This is a genomic window from Bacillus sp. AFS077874 (assembly GCF_002566505.1).
GTDB lineage: Bacteria > Bacillota > Bacilli > Bacillales > Bacillaceae_G > Gottfriedia.
This window is the reverse complement of sequence record NZ_NUYF01000005.1, coordinates 468326-486925: the sequence shown is the minus strand read 5'-3', so window position 1 is coordinate 486925 and position 18600 is coordinate 468326. Positions and strand designations below refer to the sequence as shown.

The window sequence follows — 18600 nt, the reverse complement described above, 5'->3', positions numbered from 1 at the left end:
ATCGATGACTACATTACAGCAAATACCTGAATCATTACAATGGAACGGTGAAAGTTTAAAAATTTTAGACCAAACTAAACTACCAACTGAAATACACTATTTTGATGCAACGACATTATTAGATGTACGTGAAGCAATCGTAAAATTACAAGTAAGAGGAGCACCTGCGATTGGTTTAGCAGCTGCATATGGACTGTATTTAGGTGTTCGAGAACTTCAAACTGAACAAATTGATGAATTTCATCAACAAGCTAGATTATTAGCGGATGAACTAATTAGTGCTAGACCAACTGCAGTAAATTTAGCATGGGCCGTTGAAAAACTAATTAGCTCTAGTAAAGAAGTAGTGACTGTATCCGAAGCTAAATTAATCATCATGGAAGAAGCGATTAAATTACATGTAGCAGATGAGGCAACTTGCAAAGAAATCGGTGAAAACGCTTTAACATTATTACATGACGGGGCTGCAGTATTAACTCATTGCAACGCAGGGAGTATTGCGACAAGTCGATACGGAACAGCTTTAGCTCCACTTCATTTAGCAAAAGAAAAAGGCTGGGAAATTTCGGCTTATGCAACAGAAACTAGACCAGTATTTCAAGGTGCAAGACTAACCTCTTGGGAATTGAAGCAAAGTGGTATCCCGGTTACATTATTAACTGATAATATGGTCGGCTACTTATTACAAAATAAAAAAGTAGATGCTGTTATTGTTGGTGCTGATCGCATTACTGCGAATGGAGACACTGCAAATAAAATTGGAACATTACAATTAGCGATTTTAGCTAACTTTTACCAAATTCCATTTTATGTAGCTGCTCCTTTATCAACAATCGATTTATCAATCGAATCAGGGAATGAAATTGTAATTGAACAACGTGATCGTACTGAAGTAACGCATATCGGAAATGTTCAAATTGCCCCTGAAGGAATCGATGTACTAAACCCAGCGTTTGACGTGACGCCGAATGAATTAATAACAGCGATTATTACGGAAAAAGGCATTGTTTCTAGCGATTATAAAGAAACGTTTAAAAGTTGGGAGGAAGAGTAATGAAAAAAATTATTGCAACACTATCAATTGCATCAGTATTATTAACAGCTTGTGCAAATGAACAAAATGTTGTTTCAACCAAAAAATCTGAAAATGCTAGTACTGAAGTAAAGAAAGTATCCGCAAGTAGCAATGCTGAAATTCCTGAAGCAATAAAAAAGAAAACAAAAATTGCTTTAATTATGGAGTTTTCAATTGGAACTTTTTCTTCACAATATATCGATGGCGTAAAAAAACAAGTTGGGAAATTTGGTGGAGAAGTACAAGTATATAATGCTGATAATGACTTAGCAAAGATGGCCTCCAATTTAGATACAGCCGTCAATTCTAAGGTTAATGGAATTTTAATCGATCATGGGCGAAAAGAAACATTAGAAAAAGGTGTGAAAAAAGCGTTAGCTGCAGGCATTCCAGTTGTTTCTTTTGATAGTGATTTAAATATTCCTGGTGTTACAGTAATTGACCAAGATGACTACAGTTTAGCATGGAAAAGTTTAAAGAGTTTAGCAGAAGGATTAAACGGAAAAGGGAATATCGCAACAATTTGGGTAGGTGGTTTTACACCGATGGAGCGCAGAAAAGTTATTCTTGATGCATTTTATAAACGTTATCCGAATATAAAAGAGGTTGCTAGATTCGGAAAAGCAAGTAGTAATACGATGCTTGATACACAAGCTCAGGTAGAAGCTTTATTAAAGAAATATCCTAAAGGTCAGCTTGATGCTATTTTTGCAACTTGGGATGAGTTTGCAAAAGGAGCTACAAAAGCAATTCAACAAGCTGGACGTAATGAAGTAAAAGTTTACGGAATTGATTTAAGTGATGAAGATCTTCAATTAATTCAGGAAAAAAATTCACCGTGGGTTACTTCAGCTGCAAGTGATCCGGGAGAGATTGGAGAAGTTCAATCTAGATTCCTATATCAAAAAATAGCTGGAGAAGAAACGCCAGATATTTATTCTTTAGAACCTAAATTAATAGAGAAAGAGGAGCTTCCAAATACTCCAATTAAAGTTAGTGATCTAAGAAAATATAGTAATAACTGGATACCTTCACAAGCTGCAACTTCACCATGGATGGAGAAATTAGATAAGGGGAACTAAAGATGACTATTAAACTAGAATCTGTATTTTTTAGTTATGGAGAATCAGAGGTACTAAAAGATATTAATTTTACAGTCAAACCTGGAAAAATAGACGGTATGGCTGGTTTAAATGGTGCAGGTAAAAGTACGTTAATGAAGATTCTAGCTAATAGAATTCAACCAACAAATGGTAAGTGTAAAGTAAGTGAAAATTCAACAATAGCATATGTCCCTCAAGAAGTTGATGAGGGACTTGTGCAAGGATTAACTGTAATTGAAAATTTAATAATTGCTTTGAATAGAGAAATTAAGAAATTCTTCTTCTCAAAAAAGAAAAGTGTTGAATTTGTTCAAAATCGACTTTCAAAATGGAATTTGAATCTACCATATTACAAACAAGTAAGTGATTGTTCAATTTATGAAAAACAATTTATTTTAATTGCAAAAGCACTACTAAATGATGCATCCTATTTCCTATTTGATGAGCCCACTTCTTCCCTAGGAAATACTGAAAAAGAGCAATTTTTCTCATTCTTACATAATTTAAAAAAAATGGGGAAAGGTATTGTCGTCATTTTACACTCAATTGATGAACTTATTAAATTTACTGATGAATTAACAGTATTAAGAAGTGGAGAAATCGTGTATCAAGGTATCTCATCGACATTATCTGTTGAAGAAATAATTGGACAAATGTCTTCTGGTAAATTTACATTTAAAAAAACAATAAAAGAGCGCAATGAACCAGCTTTTCAGTTTCGTAATATCCGAATAAGTGAAACGAAACCTTCTATTAATATAGAAATAAATAAAAATGAAGTAATTGCCATTTATGGTGCAAATGGAAATAAGAAAACGAGTTTAGCAAAAACAATATGGGGCAATCGAAGCCAATATGAATTAATAATAGGAAGAAACTCATTTTTGATCAAGTCTCCTCAGCATGCATATAAAAAAGGAATTGCATTTGTACCAGAGGATCGAAGAAAAGAAGGGTTATTTCTAAATCACTCGATTAGAGAGAATATCTCGTTCAACAAAAGAGGTTGGATAAACAAAAATCTCGAAATTGAGAGTTCTCAATTCTTAATCAATACTTTAAGTATTTTTCCAAAGGACACTGAAAAAGGAATTTTACATCTTAGTGGAGGAAATCAGCAAAAAGTAAGTATAGCAAAATGGATCTCACCGAATTTGAAGTGTCTTATATTAGATGAACCACTAAAAGGTGTTGATATTTATGCTAAACAACATATTTTTCAATACATTGATGAATTTTGTGCTAACGGTGGTTGTGTTATTTATTTCACGAATGATATTGAAGAAGCTAATGTGATAGGAGACAAAATATATACAATTATACAAGGTGAGTTATTGGAGGGTATACAATGACGCAATGGGCACAAACACAAGGTAGAAGATTATTTTTGGATTTTGGAGCGGTATTCCTACTTCTAGTCGTTATTGCATTTTTTTCAATGACATCGAATTCCTTCTTATCTTATAGTAATATTACTGATATTTTAAGATCGATTTCAATCGTAACATTACTGGCGATTGGAGTTACGTTTAGTTTAATCATTGATGGTTTAGATTTATCAGTTGGATCAACCGCGAGTTTAAGTACGGTTACAGCAGCTTATTGTTTAATTGTTTTTAGACAAGAGCTATTAATTACACTTTTAATTCCAATTGTTTTTGGTTTAATAGTTGGATTATTAAACGGTCTGTTTATAACGAAAGGGAAATTACCGGACTTATTAGTTACTCTTGCTATGATGTTTGTTGTAAATGGTTTACATTTAACCTTAACAAAAGGTTCATCGATCTATGAAGGAATGACAATTAATAATAAAGCAACTACAGGTCATTTTATTCCTTCGTTTTTATATCTTGGGCAAGGGTCATTTTTTAATATCCCAGTTGCAGTCATAATAATGATAATTTGTATTTTGATTACACACTTATTTTTAGAAAAGACAACTTGGGGAAGAGTATTCTTCTTTATTGGAGGAAATAAAACTGCTGCACACTTATCAGCAATACCCGTAAACAAGTATCGAGTTTATGCTTATATTATTAGTGGGCTTTTTGCATCACTTGGTGGGATTTTACTTGCTAGTCGAGTTGGTACAGGGCAAGTTTCAGCAGGTACACCATTATTAATGGATAGTATTACAGCGGCATATATAGGAATCGCTATGTTTGGAAAAGGGAAACCAAATATAATCGGAACATTTTTAGGTGCGTGCTTAATGGGGATCCTTTTAAACGGATTCACGATGCTAAACGTACCATACTATGCGCAAGATATTATTAAAGGTATTTTATTATTAATTGCAATTTTGTTAGCCAAAAAAATTAAGAATTAGCTTTCAGACTGACCGAATTCGGATTAGCGGTGAATGATAAATTGTCAAATCGAAGGACTAGTCAAATAACATAATATTTGAATACAAACCGTTATAATCTCCAAACTAATGGAGATTATTTTTTTTAAACAAAATAGTAGAATTTTAACTAAACTTGCATAGAATAAAAAACAAATATTTTCATGTTAGATTTTCTAACATCGTATTGACAGATTATCTAACATGAAATAAAATACTTATAGATGAACGAAAGGAGCATTGCTATGAATGATCAAGTAAGACGCTCAACGCCACTTTTCCCAATCGGAATAGTCATTTCGTTAACTGAATTATCTGCAAGACAAATTCGATATTATGAAGAGCATGATTTAATTCGTCCAGCTCGTACTGAAGGTAATCGTAGATTATTTTCTTTCAATGATGTCGATCGATTATTAGAGATTAAAACTTTTATAGAACAAGGCTTGAATTTAGCAGGAATTAAAGAAGTACTCAATTTAAAATCGTCAGAAAAATCCAAAGAAACAGTGGTTCAACAAGTCATTGTTGAAAAATCAATATCAGATGAACAGCTTCGAAAAATGCTTCGTCAAGAGTTATATCAAAATGGTAAATTAGGTAGAACTTCTTTACGACAAGGAGATATGTCTCGATTCTTTCATTAAGTTATTGATTAAGTCCGGATTATTCTAGCTTTTATATTTATATGGGGGGAAATATAAATGAAAAAGGAAACGATTTTAAATAGTGCCAAAGAACACAGTCTTGAATTTGTACAGTTGTTTTTCACAGATGTAGAAGGGGTATTCAAACATTTAGAACTACCAATCACGCAAATTGAAAAAATACTTAATAATGAAACTATGTTTGATGGCTCTAGTATTAATGGATTCACAAAAATTGAAGCAAGTGATATGATGCTTTTCCCAGATTTGAATACTTGGAAAGTCGACACTAACGAAAAAGTTGGACTCTTCATTTGCGATGTTTATTATCCAAATGGTACACCTTTTGAAGGTGATCCAAGAAATGTGCTTAAACGAGCAATTGAAAAAGCGACTGACAAGGGATTTACTTCTTTTAATGTAGGACCTGAACCTGAATTCTTCCTATTTAATAAGGAGGGAAATCAGTTAGTTCCAAATGACAATGGTGGATATTTTGACGTAGCCCCCCTAGATAAAACAGTTACAATACGACGTGAAATTACGAAAGCACTTCAGGCTTTAGGGTTAGAAGTTGAGGCTTTACATCACGAAGTTGCAATCGGTCAACATGAGATTGATTGGAAGTACGCACCAGGATTACAAACAGCTGATAATATTCAGCTATTTAAATATACTGTTAAAACAATTGCTGAAAAAAATGGTTTAGTTGCTACATTCATGCCAAAACCAATTTTTGGAGAAAATGGCTCAGGTATGCATTGTCATATGAGTCTAGGAAATGATAATGGTAATGCCTTTTATGATCAGCATGATTCAATTGGATTATCTGAAACAGCACGACAATTTATTGCAGGTGTACTAACACATGCTCGTGCAAATGCTTCAGTTACAAATCCAACAGTTAATTCATATAAGCGTTTAGTTCCAGGCTATGAAGCACCAGTTTATGTAGCTTGGTCACAAAGTAATCGTACATGTACAATTCGTATACCTGCTGCTAGAGGTGCAGGTACAAGAATCGAAGTACGAAATCCAGACCCATCTGCAAATCCTTATTTAGCTTTAGCTGTTTTATTATCTGCAGGCTTGGATGGTATTGAAAGAAAATTAACACCTCCAGTCGAACGAAGTGAAAACCTGTATTTGATGGATGACGTAACTAGAAAAGCAGAAGGTATTGAAACATTGCCTGGAAGTTTACTTGAAGCAGTTACAGAACTTGAAAACAGTGAATTCCTGCAGCAAGTATTAGGGAAACACGTATTTTATTCATTCCTTCAAAATAAAAAAGAAGAATGGGATGCATATCGATTACGTGTATCAGAATGGGAAAAAGAAACATATTTAAACTGCTAATCACTAAACTTAAAATAAAAAAATAGAAAAGTGGAAGTAGGTTATCTCTACTTTTCTATTTTAAAGTGTGTTAGACTAATTTTGTTTGTTGCATACGAAAGGGGAACTTTTATAATGGCTAAGTTTACAAAAGAAGATATTTTCCGTATTTCAAAAGAACAAAACGTAAAGTACATACGTCTACAATTTACGGATTTACTAGGAATTATCAAAAACGTTGAAATTCCAGTAAGTCAGCTTGAAAAAGCTTTAGACAATAAAATGATGTTTGACGGTTCTTCAATCGAAGGATTCGTTCGTATCGAAGAATCAGATATGTATTTATTCCCTGATTTAGACACTTGGGTAGTATTCCCATGGACTGCTGAAAAAGGAAAAGTAGCTCGTTTAATCTGTGATATTTACAATGCAGATGGCACTCCATTTGAAGGAGATCCTCGTAATAACTTAAAACGTATGTTAAAAGAAATGGAAGCTCTAGGCTTCACAGATTTCAACTTAGGGCCTGAGCCAGAATTCTTCTTATTTAAATTAGATGAAAAAGGCGAACCAACTCTTGAGTTGAATGATAAAGGTGGTTACTTCGACTTAGCACCAACTGATTTAGGTGAAAACTGCCGTCGTGATATCGTTCTTGAACTTGAAGAAATGGGCTTTGAAATCGAAGCATCTCACCACGAAGTAGCTCCAGGACAACATGAAATTGATTTCAAATATGCTGGTGCAATTAAAGCTTGTGATGACATTCAAACATTTAAATTAGTTGTAAAAACAATCGCTCGTAAACACGGTTTACACGCTACATTCATGCCAAAACCATTATTTGGTGTAAACGGTTCAGGTATGCACTGTAACTTATCATTATTTACAAATGGTAAAAACGCATTCTACGATGAGACTGGTGAATTAGGTTTAAGTGAAACTGCTCGTCACTTCATCGCAGGGATCTTAAAACATGCTCCAAACTTTACAGCTGTTACAAACCCAACTGTAAACTCATACAAACGTTTAGTACCTGGCTATGAAGCGCCATGTTACGTTGCTTGGTCTGCAAGAAACCGTAGTCCACTAATTCGTATTCCTGCATCTCGTGGCTTAAGCACACGTGTAGAAGTACGTTCAGTTGACCCAGCTGCAAATCCATACTTAGCATTATCAGTATTATTGGCAGCAGGTTTAGACGGAATCAAAAATAAATTAGAAGCTCCAGCTCCAGTAGACCGTAACATCTACGTTATGTCTAAAGAAGAGCGCGAAGAAGTTGGAATCATCGATTTACCAGCAACTTTAGCAGCTGCACTAGATCTATTAAAAACTGACGAAGTAATCGTTGGTGCTCTTGGATCACACTTATTCGAACACTTTGTAGAAGCAAAAGAAATCGAATGGGATATCTTCCGTACTCAAGTTCACCCTTGGGAAAGAGATCAATACATGTCAGTATATTAATCAAATCAACCCTTGACGCTATTGGCGTTGAGGGTTTTTTTATTTATGAGCAGTTTGTTGGTTTCATATTAATTAAATTACTCATGAATCTCCCAAATTAACTGCAAGATGATTCAGGCGAGCGGTTCAGCAGACCTTTAGGGTTTGCTTGGTAACGAAGGCTTACACCCGAAGAGCAAACCACATCCGTTATCACGGATGGATATGTTTGATACGTTAAAAGATAAATTGAATGTTCACATTTAATTCTTAAATAATTAACTCTTAAGTATATATAAATATGATAAACTATTAGAAAATAATAATAAAAATTATGATTACGTTGTATTTACGAAAATTAGAATATGATATTCGGACTAGTACGAATCAAGTGGTGTGATATAACCCAATTTTAGATGTGATTGTGATTATAAAAATCATTGAAGTATATCGATCGTTAAAAATGTTATTAGAATCTCTGGAGTAGTAGTAACAAAAGATGTTTAAGTAAATATAAATGTGGTTGTACTATTGAAAGGGCAATTATAGCAACTTATATAATATTACGATATAAGAAGGTAATAGAAAGAAGTGAACAATTTGATTCTAGTCACAGGTGCAAATGGTACTGTAGGTAAAGAAGTTGTGAGAGAACTACTAAAGGTAAATGCTAATTTTAAAATATCCACAAGTAAAAAAAATACTAGTAATGTTTATTTAAACTTTGAAGATCCAAAATCAATTAGACCTGCTTTTCAAGGAATAACTAAGCTTTTTTTAATACGTCCTCCACATCTTGCGGATAAGAAATATTTTGAACCAGTTATTGAAATTGCAAAAGAAGTAGGGATTGAACAGATTGTTTTTTGTCTTTATTAGGTGCTGATAAAAATAAAGTAGTTCCGCATTCCAAGATAGAGGAATTAATTATCAACTCGGGGATACCTTATACATTTTTAAGACCTAGTTTTTTCATGCAGAATTTATTAAATCAACATGTTGAAGAACTGGTAAAGGAAAATATTATTTTTGTACCAGCGGGTAAAGGGAAAACGAGTTTTATCGATACAAGGGATATCGGTGTGGTGGCTGCAAAAGCATTAACCGAAAATGGTCATAGGTTCAAATCTTATTCGTTAACAGGAAATGAAGCTATTAGTTATTTTGAAGTGGCTGAGATCTTATCGAAGCACCTACGAAAAGACATAATATATACAAATCCAAGTATTTTAACCTTTTGGAGAAAAATGAGAAAAAAAGGGTTAGCTCGCGATTTTATTATAGTTATGATCGGTATATACACAACCGCAAAATTAGGACTTGCAAAAAAAATAACAACAGATTTAGAGAATTTATTAGGGAGGGAACCAATTAAGTTTGAACAATTTGTTATAGACAATTTAGACTCGCTTAAATGATTGAATTGTATTTAAACTAGTAAATGAATTTAATTTTTTAATTTGGTAGAAGTTAATTTCAAAGTATTTAATCTACCGGTTCTATTTATACTTAATATTGAAATTTCGTTATGTTGGTTGGTAACTCACAAAATTTCCATATCCTGATTTATTTTAAATAGTTCTAAAGAAAAAAAGTTTAGTGCACTTCGACATATAGATGAAACTCGCAAATAGAAGAGCTTATTCTTATACCAGAAGAATAAGTTCTTTTTGTTCGAAACAAAAGAAGATTTACGTAGCGTAAATCTTCTTTTTTTACTTTAAGTTAGTAGCTTACATTCAGTACAACATTACTAACAGTATATTTACTATTGTTATAGTATCCTTTTGTATTTGCGTCTTTTATAAACTTTAATGTAAACTTGGGACCTGATTCATAACTATCACCATATAAATAAGAAACATTTGTATCTACCAATCTTGTAATTGTCGTAGTTGTTTCATATGCTGAAAATATATCCGAAGAATCTCGAATCGTCGAATAGTAAGGTGTTGTAATTAATGATTTAGATGATGTGATTGATTTCGTGCTCGTATTATAACTATCACCAGTTGTTAAATAACTTACTTTTACATTATTTGCCGTAAACGATGCAGCAGTTCCGTAAGTTGCATTTGTTGAGTCTACTATGAAAACACCGTGTTCACCATACACTTTGCCAGTAGTACCGTTCAAATAAAGTGCTGTGTTTTCGTCAATTCCATAACCAACCTTTTGACCTAAGTCTCTTTCAGCTAAAAGAATTCGACCTATGCGACCTCTAGCATCGAAATGTGTATCAATTGCAGCATTTACAAAACCGAAACCTGTTGTATATCCACCATTATCCGGGTATTGAGAATCAGCTAGTGAGATGTCACTGATTTTCTTTGACAATAAACGATTGTAATATAAGTATCCGTAACTAACACCTTCCCCATAAGTTTTCGGACTTTGTACAGCAGTTCCAGCACTTGTTCCTGAAATAATAGCTCCAGCTGCTGCTCTTTGTTGGATTGCTGCAAAAAGTGGGGTAGGCGTTCCATCGTCTTTTAGTAAACTTCTTACATGACGGGACTGATCACCACCATTAAAGAATATAACGTCTGCGGTGTTGATTAGATCTATATTACTTTGCTTATAAGCTTCAGTTGTATAGTTATCAACTGCTACAGGAATAAATACTGGTGTAAAACCATATTTAGTAAATAAATTTTTATACGATAAGTGACCTGTTATATCATTGGTGTATGCGTCTAATGCTGTTGCGTAGTCAGCAGCTGCACTACATACAATTGCAACTACTGGATTAGTTTTGCCGGTTGCAGCTTTTAGTGCATTGTAAATTTCGGCATTACTATCATCAATTGCACCACCCATTAAAAATACTTTTGGTGCAGCTGCAGCTTCAACACTTTTTTCAGCTCGTAAGAAAGAAGTTCCAAAAACTAACGAAAATACTAAAACTAATGATAATACGATTGAAAACTTAAACTTGTAATTCAACTTCATCATTAATACCTCCTGAAATGTGTTATTCAAAAGTGCCTTTTACAACCGGAATACCTTCTTCAACCATCTTTTTCCCAAGTGCAATTACTGTTTCAATTTCTAAAGTATTCTGATTCAATATGACAATATCAGCATCATTACCAGGTTTTATATTACCTTTGTTTGGTAGTTTTAGTACTTGTGCAGGGTTTGAAGTAATGACTTGTAATGCTACTTCTAATGGAATTCCTTCATCAATTACTCCATCTCTTACTTCTTGATATAATGATGAAACTTTTCCTATTTGAAGTCCCAAATAGTCTCCATTTGTATCAAAAAAAGGAAGACTTGCCTGACCATCGGATGAAAAAGTTATGTTCTCGATCTGAACCCCTTCTTCAAGCATAACTCGTAGTCCCTTGCTACACTTTACTTCGCCTTCCTCCAAAAACTGAGGGATTGTGCTAGTAGTAAAATCTACAAAACCACCTTTAAGTGCATAATCAATACCAGCTTTAAACAATTCTTCATTTCGATTAATATGAGTCGGGTGGAACTGACGAATTGGAATATTCGTCTGTTCAACTAGTTGATGTAGAAGTGAAAGTTGATCTTTGCCATCACCGACATGAATTTCTAAGATGCCAGCCTTTCCAGATAAAATGCCTCCATTTCGTGCAGCAGATGCAATCTTTGCAAGTTCTTCAATAGTTGGTTCTGAGGAACGGTGGTCTGCAATAGCAATTTCACCAACTCCAATAATTTTATCAATTAGAATAATATCACTTTGAATTGATTCTGTTAGTGTCTTTACAGGGATTTGATAAGAACCAGTGTGAATATAACAAGTAATCCCTTCTTCTTCTAAACCACGTGCTTTTGCAAGCAAATTCTCCATTGTTCTTGTTGTACCGTCTGTACCTAATACACCAACTACTGTAGTAACACCAGCAGTAGTAACATTAGTAAGCATTAGTTCTGGAGTGCGTGTTTTATATCCGCCTTCCCCACCACCTCCAATGATATGTACATGTGAATCAATAAAACCTGGTACAACAAAAGAGTTGGAGGCATCTATGACATCGCAAGAAGGAAAGTCAGGTGGAATAGTAATTTGATTTGCTATCATTTCAATTTTTCCACCTGCTAAAAGTATATCTTTTCTGCCAATAGAGTGTGGTGTGTATACTTGACCGTTTTTTATTAAGGTTAACAACTTTTTTCTCCTCCTAAATCCTTTGTTATTTCATTAAAATGGACCGTAGTTCATTAAATGTGCGATTACAACAGCAATTAAACCAATAATATATTGAACAAATACTAATGGGAAAATCCATTTCGCCCATTTTGTCCAAGGTATACCTGAGATTGCTAAACCTGCCATTAAAGTTCCTGCTGTTGGGAAAATAATATTACCAATACCATCAGCAAAAGAGAAAGATAGAACAGCAGTTTGTCGTGTAATTCCTAGTAGATCAGCAAGCGGAGCCATAATTGGCATTGTTAACATGGCATGACCGCTACCTGAAGCTAAAATAAAGTGTATAGCTGCTTGGAAATTATACATCCCAATTACACTTAAAGAAGCAGGGATATGTTTAATCACTTCAGATACTCCGTGAAGCATTGAATCAACGATATGTCCTTGATTTAAAACAACTAGAATCGCACGGGAAACACCTATAATAAGAGCACCACTAATTAAAGAAGCAGATCCTTGTGTAAATGATTTAACAACGTCATCAATTGATAATTTTCCAATTATTCCAATTGCAATCGTTAAGATAATAAATAAAGAAGCAATCTCAGTAATATACCATTGATATTTAATAACTCCAAAAGCTAAAATAATATAATTTATAAGAAACGCAGTTAAAATCCATTTATGTCTAGAAGATAATTTAGCTTTAGAAGTTAATAGATCATTAGTTTGTTCAATTGAATATTTCCCATAGAATCCTATGTTAGGATTTTTCTTTACTTTCATAGCATATCGATAAATGAAAATAACTGATATTAAATAAACAACTACAAATAAGACAAGTCTAAAGCCCATACCAGAAAATGTAGGAAGTTCTGCTATTCCTTGAGCTATACCAACTGTAAACGGATTCATAATCGCTGTTGTAAAACCTGCTGACGCTCCAACTAATACGATTGCAGTTCCTGTCATAGTGTCAAATCCTAAAGCAAGTGCTAATGGAACCAGAAGTGGAATATAAGCTAAAGTTTCTTCAGCCATTCCCATTAAGGAACCTCCAACTGCAAAGAACAGCATCATAATAGGAATTAATAACTTTTCTCTAGTTGCAAGTTTTCTAGCCATTGTTGAGATTAACACTTCAATTGTGCCAGTAGCACTTAATACACCAAAAAATCCTCCAATAATTAAAACGAAGAAAATGATATTGCCTGCTTCTACCATACCCGAATGAATGGCTTTTACCATATCGAAGAGACCAACTGGTGTAGCAGCGATTGATTTAAATGAATTCGGATCGACTGATGAATGTCCGTCAACGTCGATATGGGCGTATTCCCCAGTAGGTAATACGTAAGTAAGAGCTGTCGCGATTAATAGAATTACTAAAAGTAATGCAAAAACATTAATTTTACGTTCTTTCATAACTTTTGTCTTAGGTGTCATTTTATTTGCGTGAATTTGTGACATAGGTTCATCTCCTTTTAATGATAAGTAGCTAATTAATACTAATAGAAATTGATCATTAAAACGCTTCCATATATTCCCTCCCCAAATTTAAATTCTCAAAATCTATTAAAATGGCTATAACATTCTATAAGCAAGTAGCGTGCCAATTTTAAATGTCTTATTTTTAAGAAAATTTGATAGATTCTTCAGATTAATTGGTTCTTTTTGGTTTATTTGGTGCTATAATAAAACCAATTTTATCAAATATGGAGAGAAATTAGAGATGAAAAATTCATTAACATTGATAACAGGCAGTTCAAAAACAAGACAAGCTTTGTCTAATCAACTAACGCAATTGCTAGAAGAATACATAACGATTAACTCTTATGCAATTGATGAGGGAGAACATAAAGTATTTCAAGATGAAATAATACTTTTTTCGTCGGAGGCAGTAAAAATTGAAACGGAAAAATTTGCACAATTAAGTGCTAAACAAATCATAGTTGGGAAAAGAACACTTAATCATGAAAATGTAGACAAATTATTGAGAATTGAGGAGGGGACAAAAGTTCTTGTAGTTAATGATGATTTTCATTCAACAGTTGAACTTATTCAGTCTTTGTACCAATTGGGGATTCATCATTTGGAGTATGTACCATTTAAAAGTGATCAACTATATTATCCAGATATAAATCTTTCTGTTTCACCAGGTGAAACTCACTTAAGTCCGTCATATATAAAACATGTATTGGATATCGGCGTAAGACTTTTTGATATCTCTACAATTTTACACATTGTAGAATATTTTCAATTTAACGATAATATAGCAACATTAATTTCAGAAAAGTATTTACGCAATATTATTGACTTACATAGAGAACTTTTCAATGCAGAGCAAAGTGTAAAGAAAGTAAATAGACATATCCAAAGTGTTGTAAATACGGTTGATGATGGAATTTTAGCAATTGATGGATATAAAAGAATAACTGTGCTAAATGATCGGATTATTAAGTTGTTTAAATTAACTAAAAGTAACTATGAAGGTAAGCATATAGAAGAGATTATTAAGGAACAAAATATAAGAGACTTTATTTTAAATGGTACAGATGAATCTAAATTTTTTTCAATTGACAATATAGATAATGTTATCTATCGGACGTATAGTCATGAAGATGACAGGATCGTTGCTACTTTTAAGAGTGTTAATCAAGCATTTGAAATAGAAAAAACAGCGCAGAGAGAGTTTAGAAAGCAGGGCTTTTATGCAAGATATGACTTTGCGGATATTATTGGAGAGGATGACACAATTTTAGAATGTAAACGAATAGCAACAAAACTTGCAAAAGCTGAGCATCCTATTTTAATTCAAGGTGAAACAGGTACAGGTAAAGAACTTTTTGCACATGCAATCCATAAACAATCAAACAGGAAAAACGGCCCTTTTTTAGCCATTAATTGTAGTGCTTTTACTGAAAGTTTACTAGAAAGTGAATTGTTTGGTTATGAAGATGGTACGTTTACTGGGGCAAAAAAAGGTGGGAAACAAGGTCTTTTTGAAATTGCTGATGGGGGAACGATTTTCTTAGATGAGATAGGTGACATCAGTTTAAATGTTCAATCACATTTACTTCGTGTTCTTCAAGAACAAGAAATTCGTAGAATAGGTGGTAGAAAAATCATTCCTATTAATGTTCGCATCATTGCTGCAACTAACAAAGACATCCATTATAAAATCTCAGACAACTCATTCCGATCCGATTTGTATTACAGATTAAATGTCTTAAATCTTTTTATTCCACCGTTACGCTTAAGAAGAACAGACATACCATTGCTTGTTCAACACTTTATCTCTATAAGTGGAAAAGGCGTTTCGATTGAGGAAGAAGCTTTAAATGAATTAATGGGTTTAAATTGGTTAGGTAATATTAGGGAATTGAAATCAGTTATTGATTATATGCTTACTGTTTGTGAGGGAAATACGATTTCTCAAAACGACTTTCCTCATTATAACTATACAGAGAACAGCGAACACCCAAAAAGAGATCAAAATCAATTTGAACTTCCTACAAGTGTTCTTGAAATTGAAGAATCTATTACAATTCTTGAAACGATAAAAAACTGTAATGATTTAGGTAAAGCAGCAAGTAGGGATCTTATATCCAGCTCGAGTGAGGAAAAAGGAAGATACCTATCTCCACAGCAAATTAGACTTCGATTAGAAATTATGGGGAATAAGGGCTTGATAACGAAAGGGAGAGGAAGAGCAGGTACGAAGATTACTACTAATGGAATGGAATACTTGCATTTTCTAAAAGCTAACATACAAAATAAACATCTTTAAGATCTGTAAATAATACATATCTATTTGGTTAGAATTGGTTGTATTTATTCACCCAAAACTAGTTTTTAAATGGAATAAATAGTCTTGAAACCTTGTCTAGTCAAACTACTTATTTTTGGTATAAAACTTGCTTATATTCAGAAGTAAGCTAAAAAATAAGTAAAGGGGTTAAGAAATGAGAAAAAAATTTATTGCATTATTGGTTAGTTTTATTTTAACGTTTTCAGTTTCAGGGTTATCTTATGTAAGAGCTCAAAGTTCACAAGAAGATATTCAAGGAAACCTTGTTATTGTTGGCGGTGGGTTAGGTTCTTCGAATAAAGTAGTGTATGAAAAATTTATTGAATTAGCCGGATCTAAAAAGGCTAAAATTGGCATTATTCCTGCTGCTAGCGGTAAATTAAAATCTTCTATAGATTTTAGACAGGATTTAATAAATTATGGTGTAAGTCCAGAATCAGTAGAGATTTTACCTTTATCAAATCATGATTTTTCTGATACAGATGAAAATGAGTCTAATTGGAAGGATCATGCTAATAGTTCAGAAATTGCAAAGGAAATAAGAGGGCTGACTGCTATTTGGTTCGTTGGTGGAGACCAACAACGTATAGTTGATACATTACGATCAGAAGGTAAAGATTCAATAGTCTTGCAAGAAATCTGGGGTATCTATCGAAATGGTGCAGTTATTGGTGGGACGAGCGCTGGAGCTGCAATAATGAGCAACACGATGATAACAGGCGGAGATAGCCTTGGTGCATTAAAGGGATATTATGAAAAAAATCATAACCAAGGAGAAGGTAAAGAGTATGAACCTCTGTCAGTTGAAAAAGGACTAGGTTTCTTTCAAAATGGTTTAGTTGATCAGCATATGGATGAAAGAGCTCGTTTCGCTAGATTAGCAATTACAGCAATCCAGTATGAAAATAATGGGAATCTTGCTTATGGAATTGACGAAGACACTGCAATGGTTGTTAGCAACAAAGAAAAAGCCATAGAAGTAATAGGACGCAGTGGTGTATCTGTTATTGATGTAAATGAAGCAAAAAGAAACGGAAATTTAGAAAATATTAAAATTAACTACTTAGCTCAAGGTGACAAGATCCATTTTGATACTAATACGATTGATTTTTCTAAAAATAAATATGAAACAAAAGGATATGAGTATTACTCTTTTAAAGCATTACCAAATACAGGGTTACTAACACCTTATGGAAAGTTAAAAGATTATTTAGCTTACTCGCTTGTTGATAACGAATCGTCACAGGAAGTAAAATCATATTTATATGATAAAGAAGGCAGAGGGTACGAAATCGTTTTCCGAAAATCAAAGGATACAAATGGTTACTGGAATTATACTGATGGACAAAAAGATGATTATTCGATTCAAAATGTAACAATGGATATTCATCCTAGAAAATTAGTCTTTAGTGAACAAGATTCGGAAATTGACATTGACTATAAGAAGTCAGATTTTAAAGTATCCAATCAGGCTAGCGAAGAACCGATAAAAGGGAATTTAGTCATTGTCGGTGGAGCGTTGGGAAGTAGTAATAGTGCAGTTTATAATAAATTGATTGAACTTGCAGGAGGACCTGAAAATGCAAAAGTAGGAATCATCCCTGCGGCTAGTACAAAACTGACTTCTTCGAATGATTTTACAAAAGATTTAATTAAATACGGAGTTAAAAAAGATTCTATTGAGATTTTACCAATTTCTAATCATGATTTTAAAGGTACTCCAGTAGACGAAAAGCAATGGATTAACAATATGAATGATGACCAGTTGGTTAAAAAGATTAGTAAATTAAATTGTATTTGGTTTGTTGGTGGGGACCAGACTTTAATTACTTCATCTTTATTAAATGAAAATGGTTCAAATTCAAAAGTTTTAGATGCCATCTGGAAGATTTATAAAAATGGTGCTGTTATAGGTGGAACAAGTGCAGGTGCAGCTATTATGAGCAATACGATGATAGCTGGAGGTGACAGTTATTGTGCTTTAAGATATGGATTTACAAAGTTTTATGATGATATGGAACAACAGGAAGGTGGACCAGTTTACCTAGAAAAAGGATTGAATTTCTTTCAAGATGGAATTGTCGATCAACATTTTGATAAGAAAGCTAGATTAGGACGTTTAATTGTTACAGCAAATGAAAAAGGAAAGAAAAATCAATTAGCATATGGGGTTGATGAAGACACGGCTATGGTTGTAAATAATAAAAAACATCAAGTCGATGTAGTTGGACGTGGAGGATTAACTGTTATTGATTTATCGAAAGTAAAAACAAGTAAAAATATGCCAAACAAGTATAAAAATGTTATAGTTTCAGTTATTTCGCCTGGAGATCATGTTAATTTATTAACGAATGAGGTAAGCGTAAGTAACTTAAAGTCATCAACAAAAGGATTTGAATATTATGACTCAAAAGTAGCCCCTTACACAGGAGTATTTTCTCCGCATGGATTGCTAAAAAATTTTTTAGCATATAATTTAGTTGATAATGCTCAAACAAAAGAAGTACATAGCTATAGTTTTAATGATGATAAAGGATTTGAACTATCATTTAGAAAAACAGCTGAAACGAATGGTTACTGGACTTACAAGGATGGTCAAAAAGATGATTATAGTGTGGTAAATGTTTCGTTAGATATTAAACCGATAAATGTAGTCATACGATAGGACTTACTGAATATTGTATTGCCTAAAAAA

The 18600-nt window shown here is 33.2% G+C and carries 14 protein-coding genes; 11 read left to right on the top strand and 3 right to left on the bottom strand.

All coding sequences use genetic code 11. The annotated features are described in order from the left end of the window. The first annotated feature begins 4 nt into the window (after positions 1-4). From mtnA to COJ46_RS04060, 9 genes are all read left to right on the top strand, one after another. Positions 5-1054, top strand: coding sequence for an S-methyl-5-thioribose-1-phosphate isomerase (mtnA, locus tag COJ46_RS04095; RefSeq protein WP_097978779.1), 1050 nt, complete (start codon positions 5-7; stop codon positions 1052-1054). Further along, complete coding sequence (locus COJ46_RS04090; RefSeq protein WP_097978780.1) at positions 1054-2157, top strand: sugar ABC transporter substrate-binding protein; 1104 nt, start codon at positions 1054-1056, stop codon at positions 2155-2157. The genes mtnA and COJ46_RS04090 overlap by 1 nt, the downstream gene beginning before the upstream one ends. Positions 2158-2159: 2 nt before the next feature. After that, on the top strand, positions 2160-3530 hold the full coding sequence (locus tag COJ46_RS04085) for an ATP-binding cassette domain-containing protein (protein WP_097978781.1): 1371 nt from the start codon (positions 2160-2162) through the stop codon (positions 3528-3530). Next, positions 3527-4510: an ABC transporter permease gene (locus tag COJ46_RS04080; RefSeq protein WP_097978782.1), complete on the top strand. Its 984-nt coding sequence runs from the start codon at positions 3527-3529 to the stop codon at positions 4508-4510. The genes COJ46_RS04085 and COJ46_RS04080 overlap by 4 nt, the downstream gene beginning before the upstream one ends. A 263-nt stretch (positions 4511-4773) precedes the next feature. Then, positions 4774-5175 (top strand): MerR family transcriptional regulator, encoded by a 402-nt coding sequence (locus tag COJ46_RS04075; RefSeq protein ID WP_056470089.1) that lies wholly within the window; start codon positions 4774-4776, stop codon positions 5173-5175. A 57-nt stretch (positions 5176-5232) separates the two neighbouring features. Beyond that, the gene (locus COJ46_RS04070; protein ID WP_176522666.1) at positions 5233-6534 is read left to right on the top strand and encodes a glutamine synthetase family protein; all 1302 of its coding nucleotides are present in this window, start codon (positions 5233-5235) and stop codon (positions 6532-6534) included. Between the two features lie 114 nt (positions 6535-6648). Continuing rightward, a complete protein-coding gene (glnA, locus tag COJ46_RS04065) occupies positions 6649-7983 on the top strand; it encodes a type I glutamate--ammonia ligase (protein WP_056470085.1) in 1335 nt (444 codons plus the stop codon). Between the two features lie 570 nt (positions 7984-8553). After that, on the top strand, positions 8554-8841 hold the full coding sequence (locus COJ46_RS24915) for a Rossmann-fold NAD(P)-binding domain-containing protein (protein WP_286133660.1): 288 nt from the start codon (positions 8554-8556) through the stop codon (positions 8839-8841). Continuing rightward, entirely contained in the window at positions 8829-9380 is a 552-nt protein-coding gene (locus tag COJ46_RS04060) for an NmrA family NAD(P)-binding protein (RefSeq protein ID WP_286145487.1), read from the top strand. Before COJ46_RS24915 ends, COJ46_RS04060 begins: the two co-directional genes overlap by 13 nt. A gap of 307 nt (positions 9381-9687) precedes the next feature. Here COJ46_RS04060 and COJ46_RS04055 read toward each other — a convergent pair whose 3' ends face one another. From COJ46_RS04055 to COJ46_RS04045, 3 genes are read right to left on the bottom strand one after another with little or no spacing between them, the layout of a single operon-like run. After that, positions 9688-10914, bottom strand: coding sequence for a cyanophycinase (locus COJ46_RS04055; protein ID WP_218008680.1), 1227 nt, complete (start codon positions 10912-10914; stop codon positions 9688-9690). A gap of 22 nt (positions 10915-10936) precedes the next feature. Continuing rightward, positions 10937-12109, bottom strand: coding sequence for a beta-aspartyl-peptidase (gene iadA / locus COJ46_RS04050; RefSeq protein WP_097978784.1), 1173 nt, complete (start codon positions 12107-12109; stop codon positions 10937-10939). A gap of 33 nt (positions 12110-12142) precedes the next feature. After that, entirely contained in the window at positions 12143-13564 is a 1422-nt protein-coding gene (locus COJ46_RS04045) for a YfcC family protein (protein WP_098565724.1), read from the bottom strand. Between the two features lie 262 nt (positions 13565-13826). Here COJ46_RS04045 and COJ46_RS04040 point away from each other — a divergent pair, with 262 nt between their 5' ends. Both COJ46_RS04040 and COJ46_RS04035 read left to right on the top strand, forming a co-directional pair. Further along, entirely contained in the window at positions 13827-15884 is a 2058-nt protein-coding gene (locus tag COJ46_RS04040; RefSeq protein WP_098565723.1) for a sigma-54 interaction domain-containing protein, read from the top strand. Positions 15885-16059: 175 nt separating this feature from the next. Then, a complete protein-coding gene (locus tag COJ46_RS04035; protein WP_098565722.1) occupies positions 16060-18570 on the top strand; it encodes a cyanophycinase in 2511 nt (836 codons plus the stop codon). The last annotated feature ends 30 nt before the right edge of the window (positions 18571-18600 follow it).